Here is a 19037-nt window from a genome sequence, read left to right on the forward strand (position 1 = left end):
GGGAATTTGAAGATTTGAAAATTTCAAATTCTATTAATTTTCAATTCTGATAATAATTGGCGTTTTCAAAATTGGGTTTATAAAAGCTATTTTCATAATACTTTTTTAACCTTATATTTTAATTTTTGAAGTTCGATAGCATCACTCTCATGAAAAAGGCTTGTCCAAACAAACAACTATAGCCTGTTTCGGCAAGATGCTTACCAGAGAAAAAAGTGATGATAGTTCATGGCGGAGAAGACTTTCTCCCTGAATAACTCAAATATACAAAAAAGGTGTCAAAATACCGATAAGAGATCATAAACAATTGACTAACAAGCACTATTTCATTTTCAAATCCTCAAATTTTCAAATCTTCAAATTCAAATGAACACCCTGTTCCCTGTGTAGGTTTCGCGGAACTCTTTGGGGATGCATAGCTTTTTACGTTTAAAAATGCGGTTGAAGTTGGAGATATTGTTAAAGCCGCATTTATAAGCTATTTCGGCCACGGTGGAGGTAGAATCGATGAGCATACGGGAGGCGTGACCCAGGCGGATCTCGTTCAGGCTGTCTATAAAGGTTTTACCGGTGCGCTTCTTAATAAAACGACTGAAAGAGGCTTCGGGCATGTTGGCTATTTTGGCTACTTCGCCAAGGGAAACCTGTTTGTTGTAGTTGGCATTCATGTGCTCAAACACCCTTTCAATGCGACGGCTGTTGTAATAAAACTTATCGTTAGTGAAACTTGGATCTGATAACATCTTCATATTGCGGGAGATAGACAGATCATGCATGATCGACATCAATTCCAGCACCGAGTCAAACCCGCTCTTTTTATCCAGGTTAAGGATGCGCCCTTTGAGCGCCAGGATGGTTTCGGGCGAGAACACAATACCACGCTGCGAACGCTCCAGCATGCTTTTCAAAAAGCTCAACTGGTTGCGTTTCAGAAACTTTTCATCAAACAGATCTTTGTGAAACTGGATGGTGATCTCGGTAATATCCTCGCTTTGACACTGGTGGGTAAACCAGGCGTGGTACAGGTTAGGACCAATGAGGGCCAGTTCCAGTTCTTCAATCATTTCAATGTGGCCACCAACAACCCGCTTTGCTCCTTTAGCATTGATAATCAGGTTCAATTCATACTCATCATGGTAATGCAGCGGAAAATCAAACTTCTTTTTATTCCTCGAAAAAATGGTAAAGCAGTCGCTTGGGGTAAGCGGCGTAATTTCGCGCATCACGTTATTGGTTGTCATAAAACAGAAAAGGCTTAATTGGAAGAAATACTGATACGAATTTAACAAAACTATATCAACTATTCATCTTTTTTGTAAGTTTTCAATTATATTTTGCTCGAATTTCATCATGCTAACGGTTCAATTACACACCATTTTGGTATTATTAAACATCTTTTGAATAACCTTCCAACACCTTTCGAATACCTTCCCGCACCTTTCGAACACCTTTCGGCACCGTTCTCACACCTTTGTGTATTCCAAATTTTACATTTAGTTTACCAGCAGGTATTTATAAAAACTTACGTTTGCACCATTGTTAAATCCTATAACTTTTAACCCAAAAGGTCAGTACTTAAAACCAGTCACCAGATAATGGCATTATAATTGGCTAAATCAATTTTGTCATACCGTTTTAACATTATGACCTATAAAACGCCCATTGCAAACAAATACCAACGGGCACTTGTAGAATAATCAACAATGAAAAAACAATTACTATATTACATTAATGGATACAGCAGCAAGTAGCACCCCGGCGGTACGCAAAAAAAAGTCGAAACTGTGGCAAAGCATCACCGACTTTTTTGTAAGCCTGTATAATATCAACAAATTTATCCTGCGCTTTTTCAGGGAAGCTTTTATGCCCCCATTTGAGTTTAAGGAGGTAATGCGCCAATGCTATGAGGTTGGTGTACGCTCGTTTACCCTCATCACCGTAACGGGTTTTATTGTGGGTTTAATCTTCACCAAACAATCGCGCCCGTCGCTGTCACAATTCGGGGCTACTTCGTGGCTGCCGTCGCTGGTATCTATAGCTATTATGCGGGCTTTGGCACCATTGGTTACAGCCCTTATCGCATCGGGCAAGGTAGGTTCCAGTATAGGTGCCGAGCTGGGCTCCATGCGGGTTACCGAGCAGATAGATGCCATGGAAGTATCGGGCACCAAACCATTTAAATTCCTGGTATGCACCCGCGTACTGGCTACTACACTTACCATCCCCATCCTATCTACCTATACCGGTTTTATTGCCATGTTTGGCGGCTACCTAAACGTAGCCCAAAACGAGGGCACTACCTGGAGCACTTTTATACAGGAGTTTTTTGATCCCCTTACTTATACAGATTTTGTGGCATCGCTCATCAAATCTGTGTTATTTGGTTTTACCATTGGCATTGTGGGCTGCTACCAGGGTTATTACTCGGCCAAGGGTACCGAGGGTGTGGGCAAGGCTGCCAACGGCGCGGTAGTTACGGCCATGTTCCTGGTGTTTATTGAGGAAATTATTGTTGTACAAATAACCAGCTGGTTTCGCTAATTGCACATCACCATGGAAAAGAAAATTGTAAAAGGCGACCACACCAACCCGGTGATCAGCATCAGGGGACTAAAAAAATCTTTCGAGGACTATCATGTATTGCGCGGTATTGATCTTGACCTTTACCAGGGCGAAAACCTGGTGGTGCTTGGCCGGTCGGGCACGGGTAAATCGGTATTGATCAAAATTATATCTGGCCTGCTGCCGCCCGATGAAGGCGATGTAGAAGTACTTGGCCAAAATATAGCCCACATCAGCGACTACGAATTACAGGCCCTGCGCATCAGGATTGGTTTCTCTTTTCAGAACAGTGCCTTGTACGATAGTATGACGGTACGCAAAAACCTGGAGTTTCCGTTGGTGCGTAACCGCAGGGGTATCACCCGTAAGGAGATTGATGCCAACGTTGAGGAAGTGCTTGATGCCGTTGGCTTGTCGCAAACCATCAACCAAATGCCTTCCGAACTGTCGGGCGGGCAACGCAAGCGTATAGGCATTGCCCGTACGCTGATCCTGAACCCCGAAATTATGCTGTACGATGAACCAACTGCCGGTCTGGACCCTATTACCTGCATCGAGATTAACGATCTGATTAACGAAGTACAAACCCGGTTCAACACCTCGTCTATCATCATCACGCACGATTTAACCTGCGCCAAACAAACCGGCGACCGGATATCCATGCTGCTCGACGGCCAGTTTCAGCGCACCGGTACCTTCGATGAAGTGTTTGCTACCACCGACGACCGGGTGAAACCATTTTACGACTATAACTTTATCCAATAATACAAAAGACATTACAACCATATCATGGACGCATCAGAAAATAAAAAAGCAATCATAGTAGGCCTGTTTTTAGGGCTGGGGCTTATATTGTTTATCCTTGGGGTGTTTACCCTGGGCGGTCAGCAAAAAAGCTTTGTTAAAAACATCAAGCTCAGTTCGGTATTCAGCGATGTTGCCGGCTTAAAAAAGGGAAATAATGTTTGGTTTTCGGGGGTAAAAGTGGGCACTATCAGCGCGGTACGGTTTACCGGTCCTTCGCAGGTACAAGTGTTTATGAGTATTGACCAGGGCACCCAGCAATTCATCCATCGCAACGCCCAGGCCAAAATCAGCAGCGACGGTTTAATAGGTAACAAAATTATTGTGATTGATGGCGGTAGTCCGCAAGCACCCGAGGTACAGGACGGCGACGTTTTACAGGCCGAGAAACTGTTATCGACCGATGATATGCTGAAAACCCTGCAGGAAAATAACCAGAATTTACTTGCCATAACCAGCGACTTTAAAAATCTGAGTCACCAGATATTGCAAGGCAAAGGCACCATTGGTGCCTTAATGGCCGATAATACCATGGCCCTGCAATTGCGTGCCGCTATGAAAAACCTGCAAACTGCCACCCAAAACGCCGCGTTAATGGCAGGCCAGCTAAATAGTTTTAGCAATAAGCTCAACACCAAAGGCGGCTTTGCCGATAACCTGCTTACCGATACCGCCACGTTTAACCGTATCCGCCAGGCCGCAAACCAACTACAACTGGCGGCAAACAACGCGTCAACCCTAACCAACAACCTCAACAAAGCCAGCGAAAAACTAAACCGTACCGATAACGCCATTGGCGTACTGCTTAATGATCCCAAAGGTGCCATACAGGTGCAAACCACCCTCAATAACCTGCAACAAAGTTCCATCAAACTAAACGACGACCTGGAAGCCGCCCAACACAACTTTTTCCTGAAAGGTTTCTTTAAGGATAAAGCGAAGAAGGCCAAAGAGGATAGTTTGAAAAAGGTGGGGCAATAAGCCCCCGCTAAATCTCCCCCGGTAGGGGAGACTTTCAATATTGGGGGCATTAGGTGTTATCCTGTCGGGACAATAATAAAGAACCCGCACGTTGTTGGTGTTGTCACCAACAATTCTTTTCCGGCGGTGTCGTTATTAAAAACCAATTGCCGCTGTATCTATAAACCCCTACTCTGCCCGAGGCTTTGAGTTAACGCGACAACATCCAACAACGGGCGAGTCACCAACAATTCTTTTCCGGCGGTGTCATCGCCAAAAAAATAATGCCGTTGTTTCATAAAAAACGTGCCCCCTCTATCCGATGCAGTAAGAGAAATAATAACACCTGATTATCCGAAGCTGCTGTTGGTGACAACACCAACAGCGGGCGAACACCAACAGTTTATAGCTACAGGGTACAGCCGATTCAACAATAGGAATTTTCTGTCGAAAGCACGATATTCGGCTCATGGCAACTATAAATTTCGACTATCATCCTCAGTTTTTCACTGCCACCATCCTTGAATGGAAACACCTGTTAAGGGATAATGAGTTCAAAGATATCATCATCAAAAGCCTCAAATTTTTATCCGATGAAGGAAGCGTGGTTGTTTATGCTTTTGTGATTATGCCCAATCATTTTCATATGATATGGCAAATACAGGATGGCTATAAGCGGGAAGTCGTTCAGCAACGGTTGATGAAGTTTACCGCCCAGCAAATAAAATTCAGGCTACTGGATTCTAAAAACCCGTTAATAGATGCTTTCCTCGTGAATGCCAAAGATCGCAAATATCAGTTTTGGGAGCGAAATCCTTTAAGTGTCGATTTATGGAGTCCGAAAGTTTTTATACAGAAACTGGATTATATCCACAATAACCCACTTCAACCAAAATGGAAACTGGCGCAATTTCCTGAGGATTATAAATACTCATCTGCGCGGTTCTACATCACAGGTGAAGACGAATTTGGTTTTTTACGACATCATATGGGGTAAGCGAGCCTGTTGTCAGTCTTCTTCTCATATTACAGGACCTGGCGAGTTTGTTTTGCGACAACATATTGGTAGGGAAACCTATTGTTGGTGACAACACCAACAACGGGCGTAACGAAAAGCTAAACCGTACCGATAACGCCATTGGCGTACTGCCCGCACGTTGTTGGTGTTGTCACCAACAATTCTTTTCCGGCGGTGTCGTCGCCAAAGGATAATGCCGCTGTTTCATAAAAAACGCGCCCCTCTATCCGATGCACTAAGGGAAATAATAACACTTGATTATCCGAAGCTACTGTTGGTGACAACACCAACAGCGGGCGAAATAAGCCCCCGCTAAATCTCCCCCGGTAGGGGAGACTTTCAATATTGGGGCTATATGGTATTATTCCACATGGACAGTACCGCCCGTTCCGCACATTGTTGGTGTTGTCACCATAGCCGTTAACTTAAGAAAATTTAGCCTTAGGCTTCTCAAAATCCCCTCTTGAGAGGGTAGCAAAGAGCGTGAGCAGGGGTGTGTTATACAAGCGATAGACTGCACGCAGAATGACACACCCCTCCACCCCTCTCAAGAGGGGAATCGCACATTCCCCTGCTTTTTGAAGCGTTTTGCTCTTAAGTTAACGGCTATGGTGACAACACCAACAGCGGGCGAATCCCATACCCCGCCAGTCTTAAAGTCATCATAATGCCGTTGCCTGCGGCCCGCGCTTTAGGCTTATACGCGCACAAGGCCTTAGGCCGGTATCCGCTGCAATCGCTAACGGGAGCTACCTGAACCATGATTTATAGGATGTACGGATTACCGCGATTATTTGCTTCGCTGAGGAGTAGTTTCCTTTAAATTACAAAACATCCGGAATGCAAAAGCCTTGCGAAGTTTTAAAAACTTCGCAAGGCTAAAAATTGGAGGAACTTATAATGACCGTACTCCACCATCCAGCAACAACTCGGCACCAATCATAAAGGCCGAATCTTCTGAGGCCAGGTATAAGGCCGCGGCGGCAAGTTCTTCGGGTTTGCCCAAACGTTTAATTGGGGTAAAGTTGGCCATGTTACCCTTAAACATATCGGCCTCTTCTTTCGACGATGTAACCTGGTCAAACACGTTGGTATCTACCGGACCGGGGGTTAACACGTTTACACGGATGCCCCTTGGCAGCAACTCAGCTGCAAAGCTTCTGCCCAGGGAGCGGATGGCCGCTTTAGTTGCCGAGTAAGATGAATGGTTAGGGATGCCCTTATCGCCGGCGATAGATGATACCAGGATTACCGCCGCCCTGTCATTCAAATAAGGCAAAGCTTTTTGAACGGTAAAAAACGTGCCTTTAAAGTTTACGTTACTTTGCTTATCAAACATCTCTTCGGTAAAATCGGCAAGGGGGGCAAGCATGTAAACGGCAGCGTTGGCCACTAATACATCAACATTACCTAATTGCTGCGCTACCGTAACATATAAACGGTCAAGATCGGCCAGGATAGCCGCATCGCCCTGGATGCCTATCGCGCCGTGCCCAATTTCGGCAACGGCCTTATCCAGGTTTTGTTGGTTACGGCCGGTAATGGCCACTTTAGCACCTTGTGCTGCAAACAATTTGGCAGTTGCCAGGCCAATGCCGGCGCTGCCGCCGGTAATTACGGCTACTCTATTTTCTAATTTTAAGCTCATGATTTTGTTATTTTTAATACTCCAAAATTGCATGAACCCCGGTCAATAAAAGTTGACCCAGTTTACAAAATACAGTGAAACCAGTTTAACTTTTTGCCTGCTTTTTGCGCAGGCGCGATAGAAATTGGGTAGTCATACCCAGGTATGATGCCAGCGCGTATTGCGGAATACGCTGGGCAACCTGCGGATATTGTTTCATAAAAAGGGCATACCGTTCGCCCGTGCTTTGGGTAAGGTTGGCAATTACGCGGCGCTGCTGAAAGGCGGCTGTACGCTCGGCCATGATAAGGCAAAAGCTTTCGTATTTGGGCAGGGCTGCTTTAAGTTTGCGCTCGCTTTCATGATCTATCTGCAATACAAGGCTATCCTCCAGCGCCACTACAAACATGGTAGCCGGCTGCTGAAACACGTAGCTGTTATAATCCGAGATCCACCAGTCCTCAATCCCAAATTGAATGGTATGCTCCTCGCCGTTCTCCCCTATTACGTACGCCCTAAAAGCTCCCTGTACCACATAACTCCGGTACTTAGCCACAAAATCTGGCTGCACTACAAACTGCTTTTTCTTGTACTTTTTAAGGCTGAAGTAAGGCAATATCGTTTCTACATCCGCTGCACTAAGGGAAACACGTTGTTGAATATGGGCAATCAGGGCGTTGGTTTCGGACATGGATATTCGCGGTATTTAGCTTTTTGATGCTAAGATAGGAAATGTGGGGATGGGTAATTGGCATTGGGGATTTAAGTGTTCGAAAGTTTTTTAACTCCCGCTGGCCGAAACCTTCCTTTATGAAAAAAGGACTATTCAACTGCATCATATATTACCTTATTCATATCAAATCAAAAGCCCTTGCATATTCGCACAGTTCAAAATAAGCCGAGGTATCCAATTTTTTTCTGATATTTTTACGGTGAGTCTCTACCGTTCCTTCGGTTATAAAAAGCTTTTCGGCTGTTTCGGCCGAACTTGATCCTAATGCCAACAGTTTTAAAACAACACACTCCTGTTTGGTGAGTTTTGAAAACCGGTTTAGGTTTTTTCGCAGAAAGTCGTTTTCTTTTAAAATGCGGTCAACCTTTTTGGTAATGTGTTGCATTGGGTCAACCTTGTAGGCCATATTAATTACCAGCAGGGGAAGCCCTTCATCATCGCGCAATAAAATTTTTACAATACTCATGTGCCAGGTCCAATCCTGGCTGCCGTTTATTTTTACCTGCTGAAAAAAAGTAACATTTTCGTCGGTATTGTTATCTATCATTGCATGCAATTTGGGAGCGTAATCCTCTGCATCTTCAAGATTGAAATACTTTTCAGTATATTCCAGCAGGGTATAGTTCCGGAACACTGCCAGGCTGATGCCCAGCTGAGCCAATCCATTGGGCGACATATATTCCAACGAAAAACCAGGCATACGGTGAATGATAATAACACCGGGTAATAAATTGGCAACAGCATCTATTTGAGCAATTCTGTCACGAATTTTACTTTCTAAATTTTCAATCATCATAAATTAGGGTATAGCTAATGTAAAAAAATTATTACATAGTTAAGCCCAATTATTTCTTAAAAATCCCCGCTTCCGGGGATTTTTTCAGCTGTTTTTTTTGCATTATTTAGTGGTACAAACTTTACTGATGTTTAAACCAATCATTGCAGAAACTCCACCACATTTTTTTGATAAACAACACTTTGCAATTCAATTGGTAGCTAAGCTACGCCATCGAAACTATAGTATAAATTAATATGAAACCTAAACAAACACTTTTATTATTACTGGTGCTTATTACAACGCTGCCGTTAAGCAGTTTTAAAAACAGGGCAGGCGATAAGGGCGTGTACGGTTTTGTATATGTAAGTGGCACTTTCACCGACTCTAAACACGCCCTAATCAGTCGCATTATTTATGAGCCGCCATACCCCGATTGTAAGGACAATTCCTTTTGGTCTCATGCACAATCTGCTTTTGGCAAATACCTGACGGCCTATTATGATAACGAAACATACAGTTCGAGCAGCCAGGTTGTACAGTCAAAACATCAAAATTCTTCACGTAGCTATTTAAGTCAAAAGCAGGCTCAGGATGCTATGGACGAACTGGTTACCCAGGAAAAGGCAGATGGGCACGAGGTGAAATTTACCAATTTTGCCTACAGCTGCGAATAATCATAAAAAGCAATCATACTGCCGCCCTTACAGGCGGCTAAGCTGGTAAATGAATATATATTAAACTTAAACCTTATCATAAAATGAAAAATTTCTTATTCCCGGCTGTTGCTGTTATAGTAATAACTACAGCCTTATCTTTTAACCAGAAGGAATCACCTGCGACGTCATTAGGCGATGTCAAATATTCTATTTTGCCGCCCGACCAGTTTAAACAAATGAACGGCAGCGGCTGGGTGTTATTAGACGGCCGAAAGGTAAATGGCAGCCAACTTCAAAAGCACTTTTCCATGAACAACATACCTGATGCTCGCGGCATGTTTTTACGCGGCCTGAACTATGATAGGCAAGATGATTTAATAGATCCTTTTTTTAAAGAGCATCACCGCGTTAGGGTGGCTGGCGAATATCAAGGTGATATAGTAGGGCCGCATAATCATGGCTGGACGGGGCGTGATGGCAATGGGTATCCTAATAAAAGTGAACAACGTTGGATGAATCCGACAGATGATCCCACTCACGAAAATCATTATCCCGTTGTATCTAAAAACAATTATTCAACTGCGGGTGTTGGCACCGAAACCCGCCCGAAAAATATCGCCCTGTATGTTTATATTAAAATAAATTAATAACCTTCGAACATTTTAACAGCCCCACCCCATCATGAAAAAAACAATACTCATCCTACTACTTTCAATTGCTGCCTTTACCGCAAAAGCCCAAAACATGACCTTTGAAGAAACGGTGAAATATATTAATGATAAACTGGCAGTCTGCAAATATCCAAAAACGTTTACGGCCCAAAAAGATGGAACCATAAAAGCAGGAGAAAAATCATATAACCTGTTCAACTTTTATGAAACTCCAATTGAAAACAAAAATAATATTAAACAGGATAAAGGGATAGCTTACTGTGTTGACTCAGATTATCAGTATATAAAACTTATTATGAATAGCAAGGGAGAGTATGAAATCTTTGCTTTCTTTGCTACAGAAAAAGAGACAGAACGGGTATATAACGCCTTGGTATACCTGCGCGGCCTTTGCACCAAAAACAAAGACCCGTTTGATAAATAGCAGCTCCAACGTATGCCTGACGCCATTAAAGATGAAATTGAGCGATTGCTTCCCCTTATTCAAACCGGCCAAATGCCGAAGCATGAGGCCGAGCAACTGCTTAACACCATCCGCGAAGCCATTAAAGTCGGCTCCTCAAAAGGAAAAGAATTAGGGCAATTTATAAGCTTAATAACCAATGGCCTCAAATTACAACAGTTAGAAACTGATATTAATTGGGTACCCGTTGCAAATGGCTACCTGGCAATAGGCCACAAACCCGGCGGCAAAATTTCTTTTTGGGGGTTAAAAAAAGAGGGGGCAAGTGCAATTGTAACCCTGCTGCATGAAAAAGAAGGTGCGGTAAAAATTGGCACACAAACCCAACAAGCCGGGATAGGTTGGGTATGGTTCCCGTTTTCGGCCTCAAAACCGTATGAACAATACGATACCATTAAAGTTTTGCAACTGTATGGTCAATTACAATTACTGTTAAACACCGGCGGCAAAATATATATTCATTGCTCTGCGGGCATCCACCGCACGGGTATGATAACTTATGGCTTACTACGTTACCTGGGGTATGACAAAAACAATGCCCTGCAAATGCTTAACAACCTAAGGCCGGTTACCGCGCAGCAGGTGGGCGATAACCGCTTGCTATGGGGCGATAGATATGCCACCAAAAAAGACCTGCGCTATATGGCTTACAGTTTTGCAGATTATAATGAGAGTAAACCGGTTGACTATTTTAGCTACGATGCCGGTAACTGGCCCTATCTTTCTGAAGACGATTACATCATTTACGCCCATTTTCAAATTTGGGTGCAATCGTTGCGGGCCCTATTTCCGGAACATAACTTTTTACTCTGCGAAAACCGGGGCATCCCCAATTATCAGTATAGTTTTTTCTCATTGGTAGTTAGAGAAAAGGGCGCTGAAACAGGCGACAGCGCTATTGTGTTTATGATTAATAAAAAAGCCCCGCTGGCGGTTTGGGGTACTGTTACTTTTAAAACAAGTGGCTGGGATGATGAATGGTATATTCCACTTGCAAACCTGTTTATAAACAGCTTGAGTGAATGTTTTAACCCGGTAATTGACTACATGGTAAGTAACCTAATGGCCGCAAATTTAAACTTTACGCCCAAAGCGGTTTTATTACGTAATAATAACCTGCCCCTGGCAGATACAAAACATCTTTGTATTAATTTGGATGGCTCACTGGATACCGTATACGGATGTACTTATAATGTGTACGACAATATGATTAAATAGCCCTGTTTTTCCTCCTTAGCGCAAATCTTGAGCAGTCACTTGTGGGCGGATGACTTGTGACTTTTTCACCAACCCTAAAACCCTAATCCAAATTTAACCTATACCTTACCGATCTGCCTGCGCCTTCCTGCACAAAAACACCTGTAACGTAAAGTTCCTGCAAATCACGGGTGGCAGTCGCCTTCGAGGTTTTATTGATACTTATATATTTCTTAGCGGTCATCCCGCCTTCAAAGCCGTCGGCACCTTTTTCCAACATTTTATTTACAGCTTTCAATTGCCTGTCGTTAAGTTGGTGCTTGTACCTGTCAAAAAACCGGGCTTTTTTTAATGTAAACTGCACCATAACCCTGGCATCGCGCTGAGCATCTAAAACAACAGTAGCAAAATATTTGATCCAGTCACTCACCTCCATCAATCGTTGTGCATCCTTTAAAGCGGCATAATAGGCGGCTTTGTTTTGTTCAATAATTTTCGACAGGCTTAACATAACCGGCCTTCCAAGCGATTGCGACAAGGCTTTCTCCGCAATGGCCCTGCCGATGCGGCCGTTGCCATCTTCAAATGGATGAATGGATTCGAAATACAGGTGGCTTATTGCCGATTTTAATACCGCCTCCGCAACTTGGCCTCTCAAGGCAAAAGTTGCCGTATTAAACCAGTTTACAAACCGCTCCATTTCGTTGTCCACTATGGCCGAAGGGGGCGCTTCGTAATGAACAACCTCCCGGCCATGAGCACCCGAAACGATTTGCATAGGGGCTTCACCCTTTCGCCATTCGCCCGGATTAATATTTCCAACCCCATTCATCAGTGTACGGTGCCATGTTTTAAGCATAATCAAGCTTAAGGGCTTACTAAATGATTTACGCACCTCCAACATCAGTTGGGCAACCCTGCCGGCCCGTTTATCTTTCACAAAAACAGGCACTTCATTTAGCCCGATATTATTTCGGATAGACGACATAACATCTTCCCGGCTGATGTATTCGCCTTCAATTTCCGATGTTTTAACTGCTTCGGCCAGCATAAATTGCAGCAAAGTATCCTGCTTCAAATCATCCGGTAACGCCTGGATTATTCCGCTCACCTCGCCGGTTTCCTGGGCAAACGCCAGTATTAAAGGCTGAATTTCCTGCACACCGTATACAAAATTGGGCCATTCGGGTAATTGCCAGTTATATATCATGAGCCGATTAAATTTATTATTCGGCTCAAATATAGTGATATTTTGAGCCGGTTAGGTCTTTTAATCGATTCATCAGCATAATGCCGTATTTCCCCGTTGTTAGTATTTTTACCATAGCCGCTCGGAAATAGTCATATAGAATCAACTTTTTCATGTTTGTATCAATCGGATAATAACATTGAAGTCATAAGCTGATGCACTCCTTGCCATTTCCCCATTTCTACCCTACCTTTATCAAACTAAATACATGCTATAATGAAAACTGAGAAAGCTATTTTGGCCGGTGGTTGCTTTTGGGGAGTAGAAGAACTTTTCAGAGCCCAGCCGGGCGTTATATCAACCGTTGTGGGCTATACGGGCGGCAATGTTGCCAACGCTACTTACCGCAACCATGGCACACATGCCGAAGGTATCGAGATTATTTTTGATCCGGAGCTTTTGCCGTACCGCCAGCTGCTTGAATATTTTTTCCAGATCCATGATCCTACAACGCGCAATCGCCAGGGGAATGATATTGGTACATCATACCGCTCGGCCATTTTTTATATGGATGAAACACAACAGGAAACGGCCAACGCTTTAATTGCCGATATGGAAGCATCAGGCAAATGGCCCGGAAAAATAGTGACAGAAGTTGTACCCGCCACTGATTTTTGGAGCGCCGAAGAAGAACACCAGGATTACCTGCAAAAACACCCTTACGGGTATACCTGCCACTTTGAACGCCCGGATTGGAAACTGGCTTAAAAAAGAATCAAGAGTTAAGAGTTAAGAATTAAGACGGTCATTTAATACTGGATATCAAATGACCAATATCCAAAAGGTTGTTTAAAACGAAAAAACAGATCTTCATTGCGAGGAGGAACGGCGAAGCAATCCCCAACTTACAGGGCGGATCTGCATAGTTGGGGATTGCTTCGTGCCTACCTATGACAAGTTGTAGATCCAGACTTACGAAGTTTTAAAAACTTCGTAAGTCTTTCATCGCTTTGTCATTTTTACCTTCAAAAACCGCCGGATTTTATATCTCTTCGAAACCATTTCAGACAACTTCGAATTATGAGATTAACATTCGATATTTATCACACTCCTGCTTTGTTCTTAACTAACTATTTAGCTATTAAAGCTTCGCCCTCAAAAACAACACCGGCCCAGCCATTGGCCATAAATTGCCTGATGTTTTGATGGTCTGTTGCATCGGGATGGGCTAATACGGCCTGGTAATGTTCGGCAAATAAGTAAAGCGTATCTTCGGCACTCAAATTATTCAATTTAGCAAAGCTTAATACTTTGGCACTGCCCTGGTTTTGTGTGGCTTCATTATATGCCCCACCGTTTTTAAAGGCGGTTGGCTGATGGGTGCAATACTTTTCTATCAATGCTATAACATCGGTAAACTGTATTGACTTTTCTTTTGATGCGGTAATTAGTTGAAGTAGTTGCTCTTTCATTCAGAATATATTTTTTTTCGCGGGCGTAAAATTAAAAAATCAATCCGGATAAAAGGCCGGCGATAATACGTGGTTAATTAATGATTACCACTACCTATTATAGCTGGTAAAAATTGCCGGCAATTAGCTCCTTTATCTTTACGTTTGGCCACCGGTTCCTTTAACATCTGTTTTATACCCGATGTTAAAGGCAGCTCTAATGTTTCAACAATGGAAATCATTTTTATTTATATACTTATCATCAGCTTTATAGCAACACTGGTACGGTCTACCTTCGGTTTCGGAGAATCGCTTGTGGCTGTGCCTTTATTCAGTATTTTTATTCCTCTAAGCGTAGCGGTTCCGCTTTCGGTGCTTATCTCGGTATTGGTAGCCCTGGTAGTAGTTATCCAGGATCACCGTCAAATTCATTTAAACAGCGCCAAATGGCTCATCTTTTTCGCCGTATTGGGTATTCCCATCGGGTTGCTCATCCTCATTTATGGAAACGGGTTTTGGGTAAAGATAGGCCTTGGCGCATTGATCATCCTGTATTCATTGTATGCCATGTTTGGTAAAAACACTTTCCATCTGCAAAAAGATAATAAATACTGGTTGTTCATCTGCGGCTTTCTTTCGGGCATTTTGGGCGGAGCCTACGGCGTGAACGGACCGCCCCTGGTGATGTATGGAAACATGAGAAAATGGAGCGCTAAAGAGTTCAGGGCCACGTTGCAGGGCTATTTTTTGCCTGCCAGCTTTATTGGTATACTGGGCTACCTTTTTAAAGGCTTAATTACGCTACAGGTATTGAAATATTTTATAGTATCGCTTCCGGCGGTTTTCCCCGCCATCTTTTTGGGCCGGTACCTGAACCACCGGCTCCAGGGCGAGTCTTTTTTTAAATATGTATACGCGGGTTTACTGCTCATCGGCGTATTTTTAATTGCTTATTCCTTAATGGGTATCAAAACTTAAATTACCAAATAATGGTATGAGAAAAAGGCCGGCGGGCAGAAGCTGGGATATGGTAAAATACCGGCAATAGGGCCTTTGGCACAAATGCCGTATAAATGCCGTAAACAAGTCGCACGCATTTTATCGGTCTTTAAAATACCTTTGCTTCATAAATATCAACACCAATGAAAAATACCGACCTAACCAAAAAGATCAAAGAATTACGAGCCAAAATGGGTTTAAGCCAGGGTGAGCTCGCCGATATTACGCAGTTAAACCTACGTACCGTTCAGCGCATAGAAAACGGTGAAACCGAGCCCCACGGCGATAGTTTAAAACGCCTGGCTAACGCCCTCAACGTATTACCCAACGACCTTATTGAATGGACCGAAAAGGAAGACCGGGGCCTGCTGGTATTTTTAAACCTCTCGGCTTTGGCTTTTATTGCCTTCCCGTTGATGGGGGTGATAGTACCGCTAACTATCTATATGCTAAAAAAAGACCAGGTAAAAAACATTAATGAAACCGGTAAAAGATTGCTCAACTTTCAAATCACCTGGTGCCTGCTTATCTTTTTGAGTTATATTTTATTTTTCTGCCTCCTGTTTTTGCACCTGGATATCCCGGTACATTTAAATATTGGCGCTGTTGGTGCACCGGAGGTAATCATACTTGGTGCTATACTTTACTATGGCGTAAATGGTTTCCTGATCATTTTTAACGCCATCAGAAGCTACCAGGGCAAGCAAGTGATTTATCAGCCTGCAATTAGATTTTTAAGATAAATGCTTAGTATTATTTCAACAACCAGCCCGAATATTTTTATATATTTGCGCAAATAATACCCTGCAACCCAAAATGAAACCTTACACAAAAATTACCCTGGCGTTATCGGCCATCGCCATTTTGATACAAGTATCCTGTAAAAAAAATGCATCTGCACCTAATCCGGCTAAAACAACAATCAGCACTTCTGACTTAAGTAAACAGATCGCTTTTGATCTTTACCATTCATTATCAAGCGGCGTTAGCGCTTCTGATAATTTAAAAACGAACGGCAGCAACAGCGGGCTTGCCGTAATGGATAATAGCAACCCTTGTGGCTCGTTTGTTAAAGGCACAACCAATAAAACAGTTACAAGCGGCGATACTACCCGTACTTATGTAGGCCATTCAACGTTCACGTACATGTGTAATGGCTATTTTAACAACAATTGGAATGTAGATGCCTACACCCTGGTTGATACTTTAAAAACCACCGAAACAGGTACCGGCTTCAATAACATTTACGATGTTACTTTAAATTATGTAGTAAAATCTGCAGACTCTCACTATAACTCAGTTACTATCGGGGGCACTACAACCACGTCATCGTATACTTCTAAGGTAAAAAACGGTGTAATCAGTGATTCGCACAAATTATCAACAGTTTACACTTTTACTTCCGTTGCCGGGATACGTTCACCAACCGTAACGATGTATAATTTCGGCCGGGTAGATTTTAGCACCACCGCGATTGATAATGGTGCTACGAATAGCTATAGCGGGTACATCCTGTTTTTATCTGAGAGTATGGCAAAAGCTTTCTTTAAAAACACTGATGGTACCTACACCGGCTTTTCTATCAATTTACTTACCGGCGAGGTTACCGCTATCAAATAAGCCGCCCTTCAAATAATACAAAAAAGCCTTGCAGTAATGCAGGGCTTTTTTGTTAACGTAAGTGTATAAATTGGTAAAACTGCGGCAGTAGAAATGGCCATTTCTACTGCCATTAATTTCGTTGCTACACATTTTTTTAATACTTTCGCCGCCCTTTAAATTTTTATTGCTGCTGCTATGAGTAAGTTTTTATATGGAATTGATTTTGGAACAACCAATTCGGCTTTGGCTATTTACGATGAAGACACCAAGGAGATCTGTAATACCATTATTATTCCATCTCTTATTTATTTTTATGCCCAGCCCGATATTGCAAGCGTCAAAAATTATGTTGTAGGCGAGGAGGCCATTGCGGCCTACCTTAACGACAATATGAAGGGGCGTTTCATCAAATCGGTTAAACAAATCCTGTCAAGAAGCAGCTTCACAGAAACCCGCATTCACAATAAGCGCTACAACGCATCTGACCTGGTTGCCATTATTTTAAAGGAACTGAAAGAACGCGCCGATCAATTGATTGGCCAGGATTGCCGCAAAGCGGTGATCGGTCGCCCGGTGTTTTTTGATGACGATGATGTACAAAAAGATACCCTGGCTCAAACCCGGTTAAATAAAGCCGCGGCACTTGCCGGTTTTGAAGAAGTCCGATTTCAATTTGAGCCTATCGGTGCCGCTTTTGCCTACGAAAAAACACTGGCAAAAAAGGAGAATGTATTGGTAGCCGATTTAGGCGGCGGTACCACAGATTTTACCTACCTGGTGCTCGATCCCGAAAAGGTGGGCAGTAAAGACCGCAAGAACGATATGATGGCCAGCGGCGGCATTTACATTGGCGGCGATAGTTTAGATTCGGCTTTTATGTGGGAAAAGGGCACCCCCTATTTTGGCAAAAACACCCAATATGAAGCCACACCGGGCAAGGTATTGACCGTACCCAACTCGCTTTTTGCAAACATTTGCTCCTGGGAGCAGATGAACTTTTTTAACGGTCCGCGGATTAAAAAGGATATAGAAGATTACTACTACTATTCGCGCAACGACCGCAAGTTTAAAAACCTGATCACCCTTATTGATAACAACCTGGGCTATTCGGTATTTCAATCTATCGAAAAAACAAAGATTGAGCTTTCAAACAGGGATACCTCTACCTTTACTTACCATAAAATGGATATTGATATTGAGGAAGAAATATCTTTACCGGCTTATGAAGACATCATAACCAAAGATGTAAACAGGATTGCCAATTACCTGGATGAGTTTATGGCTCAAAACAGCATCGAGCCCGAAAATATCAATAGTTTATTTTTAACCGGCGGTACCTCTATGGTGGGGAGTATTCAAAAGCTGTTTAAAAACAGGTTTCCACATGTTAACCTCAACTCGGGCGATAACTTTAAAAGTGTAGCCAAGGGTTTAGCGTACAGCGGTTATTTGTTTGAAAATTAGCACTTGGTAACTGGTTTCAAACAATTACATCAAACCCTTATGGAGCATTTGTGATAGCCAGGCTATTTTAGTTTCGAATTGAGGGAAACGGCCAAAAATCATAATCTCCTGTTCAAAGCTTTTAAAAGCTGCGCTTAATGTTTCGGCCAGAAACTGGGTATCTTCTTCAGATAATTCGGCGATATCCTTATTTTCTATCCCCCAACGTATCATTTGTTTTACGGCCGCTACCTCATCTTCGGCAAAAGCACGTGATTTTAATATGAGCAGTGAAGGATCCTGCTTTAAATCGTCGATAACAAGCTTATACTTTAAAACTACCTCGCGTAAATTTTTAATCTTTATACTGTTAAAAGATTCCATATTGGCCGAAAAAGAACGCCTTTTACTTATCGAGGCCACGCTTTCTTCCACGCAGTGCGAGAAAAGTTTGTAGCACACGGCATCTAACACCTCTTCTTTATTTTTAAAATAATGATAGAGTGTGCTACGTCCCTTTTTGCATTCGTTTGAAATATCCTGCATAGAAACCCTTAAATAACCGTAACGCTCAAATACTACGCCCGATGCTTTAATGATCTCTTCTTTTACTTTATCGTTTTCATCTACTTTCATGGCCCGACAAAAATACATTTTTTGTTTGTGACTGATATGTAATCAAGTGGTTTAATCATCATCTCAACGAAATTCTAAAATGACATTCACATTAAAAATATCATAGATACAAATAATGTATATTTGTCGAAACTAATATTAAGCGCAATTCACAGGAAAAAGAAAGTCCTGCTATTTTATTAATAAGATCATTAAGTTTTATACTAATCTTATTAAAAAAGCTTGAAATAAACATCGACAAAAATACA

At 42.6% G+C, this 19037-nt stretch carries 20 protein-coding genes; 13 read left to right on the forward strand and 7 right to left on the reverse strand.

From position 1 onward, the window contains the following. Positions 1–362: 362 nt before the first annotated feature. Entirely contained in the window at positions 363–1241 is an 879-nt protein-coding gene (locus FHS10_RS17180; protein WP_259092810.1) for an AraC family transcriptional regulator, read from the reverse strand. A gap of 490 nt (positions 1242–1731) precedes the next feature. On the opposite strand from FHS10_RS17180, the gene FHS10_RS17185 reads away from it, so the two are divergent. The 4 genes from FHS10_RS17185 (at position 1732) to FHS10_RS17200 (ending at position 5323) form a co-directional block, all read left to right on the forward strand. Beyond that, the gene (locus tag FHS10_RS17185; protein ID WP_259092811.1) at positions 1732–2541 is read left to right on the forward strand and encodes an MlaE family ABC transporter permease; all 810 of its coding nucleotides are present in this window, start codon (positions 1732–1734) and stop codon (positions 2539–2541) included. A gap of 12 nt (positions 2542–2553) precedes the next feature. Beyond that, positions 2554–3327, forward strand: coding sequence for an ABC transporter ATP-binding protein (locus FHS10_RS17190; RefSeq protein ID WP_259092812.1), 774 nt, complete (start codon positions 2554–2556; stop codon positions 3325–3327). A gap of 24 nt (positions 3328–3351) precedes the next feature. Then, entirely contained in the window at positions 3352–4347 is a 996-nt protein-coding gene (locus tag FHS10_RS17195; protein WP_259092813.1) for an MlaD family protein, read from the forward strand. Positions 4348–4795: 448 nt separating this feature from the next. Then, positions 4796–5323, forward strand: coding sequence for a transposase (locus tag FHS10_RS17200; protein WP_259092816.1), 528 nt, complete (start codon positions 4796–4798; stop codon positions 5321–5323). Positions 5324–6239: 916 nt separating this feature from the next. Here FHS10_RS17200 and FHS10_RS17205 read toward each other — a convergent pair. The 3 genes from FHS10_RS17205 to FHS10_RS17215 all read right to left on the reverse strand — a co-directional run bounded on the left by FHS10_RS17205 (position 6240) and on the right by FHS10_RS17215 (position 8500). Next, positions 6240–6992: an SDR family oxidoreductase gene (locus FHS10_RS17205; RefSeq protein ID WP_259092819.1), complete on the reverse strand. Its 753-nt coding sequence runs from the start codon at positions 6990–6992 to the stop codon at positions 6240–6242. An 85-nt stretch (positions 6993–7077) separates the two neighbouring features. Then, the gene (locus FHS10_RS17210; protein ID WP_259092821.1) at positions 7078–7662 is read right to left on the reverse strand and encodes a Crp/Fnr family transcriptional regulator; all 585 of its coding nucleotides are present in this window, start codon (positions 7660–7662) and stop codon (positions 7078–7080) included. A 160-nt stretch (positions 7663–7822) separates the two neighbouring features. Continuing rightward, entirely contained in the window at positions 7823–8500 is a 678-nt protein-coding gene (locus FHS10_RS17215) for a helix-turn-helix transcriptional regulator (protein ID WP_259092824.1), read from the reverse strand. Between the two features lie 236 nt (positions 8501–8736). Between FHS10_RS17215 and FHS10_RS17220 the strand changes: the two genes are divergently transcribed. The 4 genes from FHS10_RS17220 to FHS10_RS17235 all read left to right on the forward strand — a co-directional run bounded on the left by FHS10_RS17220 (position 8737) and on the right by FHS10_RS17235 (position 11490). Continuing rightward, the gene (locus FHS10_RS17220) at positions 8737–9156 is read left to right on the forward strand and encodes a hypothetical protein (RefSeq protein WP_259092826.1); all 420 of its coding nucleotides are present in this window, start codon (positions 8737–8739) and stop codon (positions 9154–9156) included. 83 nt (positions 9157–9239) lie between these two features. After that, entirely contained in the window at positions 9240–9785 is a 546-nt protein-coding gene (locus FHS10_RS17225; protein ID WP_259092829.1) for a hypothetical protein, read from the forward strand. 34 nt (positions 9786–9819) lie between these two features. Further along, positions 9820–10233, forward strand: a complete 414-nt coding sequence (locus FHS10_RS17230) for a hypothetical protein (RefSeq protein WP_259092831.1) — start codon at positions 9820–9822, stop codon at positions 10231–10233. 12 nt (positions 10234–10245) lie between these two features. Continuing rightward, complete coding sequence (locus FHS10_RS17235) at positions 10246–11490, forward strand: protein-tyrosine phosphatase family protein (RefSeq protein ID WP_259092832.1); 1245 nt, start codon at positions 10246–10248, stop codon at positions 11488–11490. A gap of 82 nt (positions 11491–11572) precedes the next feature. Here FHS10_RS17235 and FHS10_RS17240 read toward each other — a convergent pair whose 3' ends face one another. After that, positions 11573–12679, reverse strand: coding sequence for a Fic family protein (locus FHS10_RS17240; RefSeq protein WP_259092834.1), 1107 nt, complete (start codon positions 12677–12679; stop codon positions 11573–11575). A gap of 255 nt (positions 12680–12934) precedes the next feature. Here FHS10_RS17240 and msrA point away from each other — a divergent pair, with 255 nt between their 5' ends. Then, positions 12935–13426: a peptide-methionine (S)-S-oxide reductase MsrA gene (gene msrA, locus FHS10_RS17245; RefSeq protein WP_259092835.1), complete on the forward strand. Its 492-nt coding sequence runs from the start codon at positions 12935–12937 to the stop codon at positions 13424–13426. A gap of 362 nt (positions 13427–13788) precedes the next feature. Here msrA and FHS10_RS17250 read toward each other — a convergent pair whose 3' ends face one another. After that, positions 13789–14130 carry a HopJ type III effector protein gene (locus FHS10_RS17250; protein WP_259092837.1) on the reverse strand — a complete coding sequence of 114 codons (342 nt, stop codon included), beginning with the start codon at positions 14128–14130 and terminating at the stop codon, positions 13789–13791. A 210-nt stretch (positions 14131–14340) separates the two neighbouring features. Between FHS10_RS17250 and FHS10_RS17255 the strand changes: the two genes are divergently transcribed. From FHS10_RS17255 to FHS10_RS17270, 4 genes are all read left to right on the forward strand, one after another. Continuing rightward, positions 14341–15087: a sulfite exporter TauE/SafE family protein gene (locus FHS10_RS17255; RefSeq protein ID WP_259092839.1), complete on the forward strand. Its 747-nt coding sequence runs from the start codon at positions 14341–14343 to the stop codon at positions 15085–15087. 164 nt (positions 15088–15251) lie between these two features. Next, positions 15252–15851: a helix-turn-helix domain-containing protein gene (locus FHS10_RS17260; protein WP_259092841.1), complete on the forward strand. Its 600-nt coding sequence runs from the start codon at positions 15252–15254 to the stop codon at positions 15849–15851. A 73-nt stretch (positions 15852–15924) separates the two neighbouring features. Then, the gene (locus FHS10_RS17265) at positions 15925–16728 is read left to right on the forward strand and encodes a hypothetical protein (protein ID WP_259092844.1); all 804 of its coding nucleotides are present in this window, start codon (positions 15925–15927) and stop codon (positions 16726–16728) included. A 177-nt stretch (positions 16729–16905) separates the two neighbouring features. Continuing rightward, positions 16906–18174 carry an Hsp70 family protein gene (locus tag FHS10_RS17270; protein ID WP_259092846.1) on the forward strand — a complete coding sequence of 423 codons (1269 nt, stop codon included), beginning with the start codon at positions 16906–16908 and terminating at the stop codon, positions 18172–18174. 24 nt (positions 18175–18198) lie between these two features. Here the strand turns inward: FHS10_RS17270 and FHS10_RS17275 are convergent, their stop codons facing one another. Next, positions 18199–18789, reverse strand: a complete 591-nt coding sequence (locus tag FHS10_RS17275) for a TetR/AcrR family transcriptional regulator (RefSeq protein ID WP_259092850.1) — start codon at positions 18787–18789, stop codon at positions 18199–18201. Positions 18790–19037: the final 248 nt, after the last annotated feature.

Source organism: Mucilaginibacter dorajii (assembly GCF_024808255.1).
Classification (GTDB): Bacteria; Bacteroidota; Bacteroidia; order Sphingobacteriales; family Sphingobacteriaceae; genus Mucilaginibacter; species Mucilaginibacter dorajii.

Coding starts and splice junctions, on each gene's coding strand:
- FHS10_RS17210 (WP_259092821.1), bottom strand. CDS start 7,662: ATGTCCGAAACCAACGCCCTGATTGCCCATATTCAACAACGTGTTTCC.
- FHS10_RS17195 (WP_259092813.1), top strand. CDS start 3,352: ATGGACGCATCAGAAAATAAAAAAGCAATCATAGTAGGCCTGTTTTTA.
- FHS10_RS17240 (WP_259092834.1), bottom strand. CDS start 12,679: ATGATATATAACTGGCAATTACCCGAATGGCCCAATTTTGTATACGGT.
- FHS10_RS17275 (WP_259092850.1), bottom strand. CDS start 18,789: ATGAAAGTAGATGAAAACGATAAAGTAAAAGAAGAGATCATTAAAGCA.
- FHS10_RS17220 (WP_259092826.1), top strand. CDS start 8,737: ATGAAACCTAAACAAACACTTTTATTATTACTGGTGCTTATTACAACG.
- FHS10_RS17190 (WP_259092812.1), top strand. CDS start 2,554: ATGGAAAAGAAAATTGTAAAAGGCGACCACACCAACCCGGTGATCAGC.
- FHS10_RS17250 (WP_259092837.1), bottom strand. CDS start 14,130: ATGAAAGAGCAACTACTTCAACTAATTACCGCATCAAAAGAAAAGTCA.
- FHS10_RS17215 (WP_259092824.1), bottom strand. CDS start 8,500: ATGATGATTGAAAATTTAGAAAGTAAAATTCGTGACAGAATTGCTCAA.
- FHS10_RS17270 (WP_259092846.1), top strand. CDS start 16,906: ATGAGTAAGTTTTTATATGGAATTGATTTTGGAACAACCAATTCGGCT.
- FHS10_RS17255 (WP_259092839.1), top strand. CDS start 14,341: ATGGAAATCATTTTTATTTATATACTTATCATCAGCTTTATAGCAACA.
- FHS10_RS17230 (WP_259092831.1), top strand. CDS start 9,820: ATGAAAAAAACAATACTCATCCTACTACTTTCAATTGCTGCCTTTACC.
- FHS10_RS17180 (WP_259092810.1), bottom strand. CDS start 1,241: ATGACAACCAATAACGTGATGCGCGAAATTACGCCGCTTACCCCAAGC.
- FHS10_RS17260 (WP_259092841.1), top strand. CDS start 15,252: ATGAAAAATACCGACCTAACCAAAAAGATCAAAGAATTACGAGCCAAA.
- FHS10_RS17235 (WP_259092832.1), top strand. CDS start 10,246: ATGCCTGACGCCATTAAAGATGAAATTGAGCGATTGCTTCCCCTTATT.
- FHS10_RS17225 (WP_259092829.1), top strand. CDS start 9,240: ATGAAAAATTTCTTATTCCCGGCTGTTGCTGTTATAGTAATAACTACA.
- FHS10_RS17185 (WP_259092811.1), top strand. CDS start 1,732: ATGGATACAGCAGCAAGTAGCACCCCGGCGGTACGCAAAAAAAAGTCG.
- FHS10_RS17200 (WP_259092816.1), top strand. CDS start 4,796: ATGGCAACTATAAATTTCGACTATCATCCTCAGTTTTTCACTGCCACC.
- FHS10_RS17205 (WP_259092819.1), bottom strand. CDS start 6,992: ATGAGCTTAAAATTAGAAAATAGAGTAGCCGTAATTACCGGCGGCAGC.
- msrA (WP_259092835.1), top strand. CDS start 12,935: ATGAAAACTGAGAAAGCTATTTTGGCCGGTGGTTGCTTTTGGGGAGTA.
- FHS10_RS17265 (WP_259092844.1), top strand. CDS start 15,925: ATGAAACCTTACACAAAAATTACCCTGGCGTTATCGGCCATCGCCATT.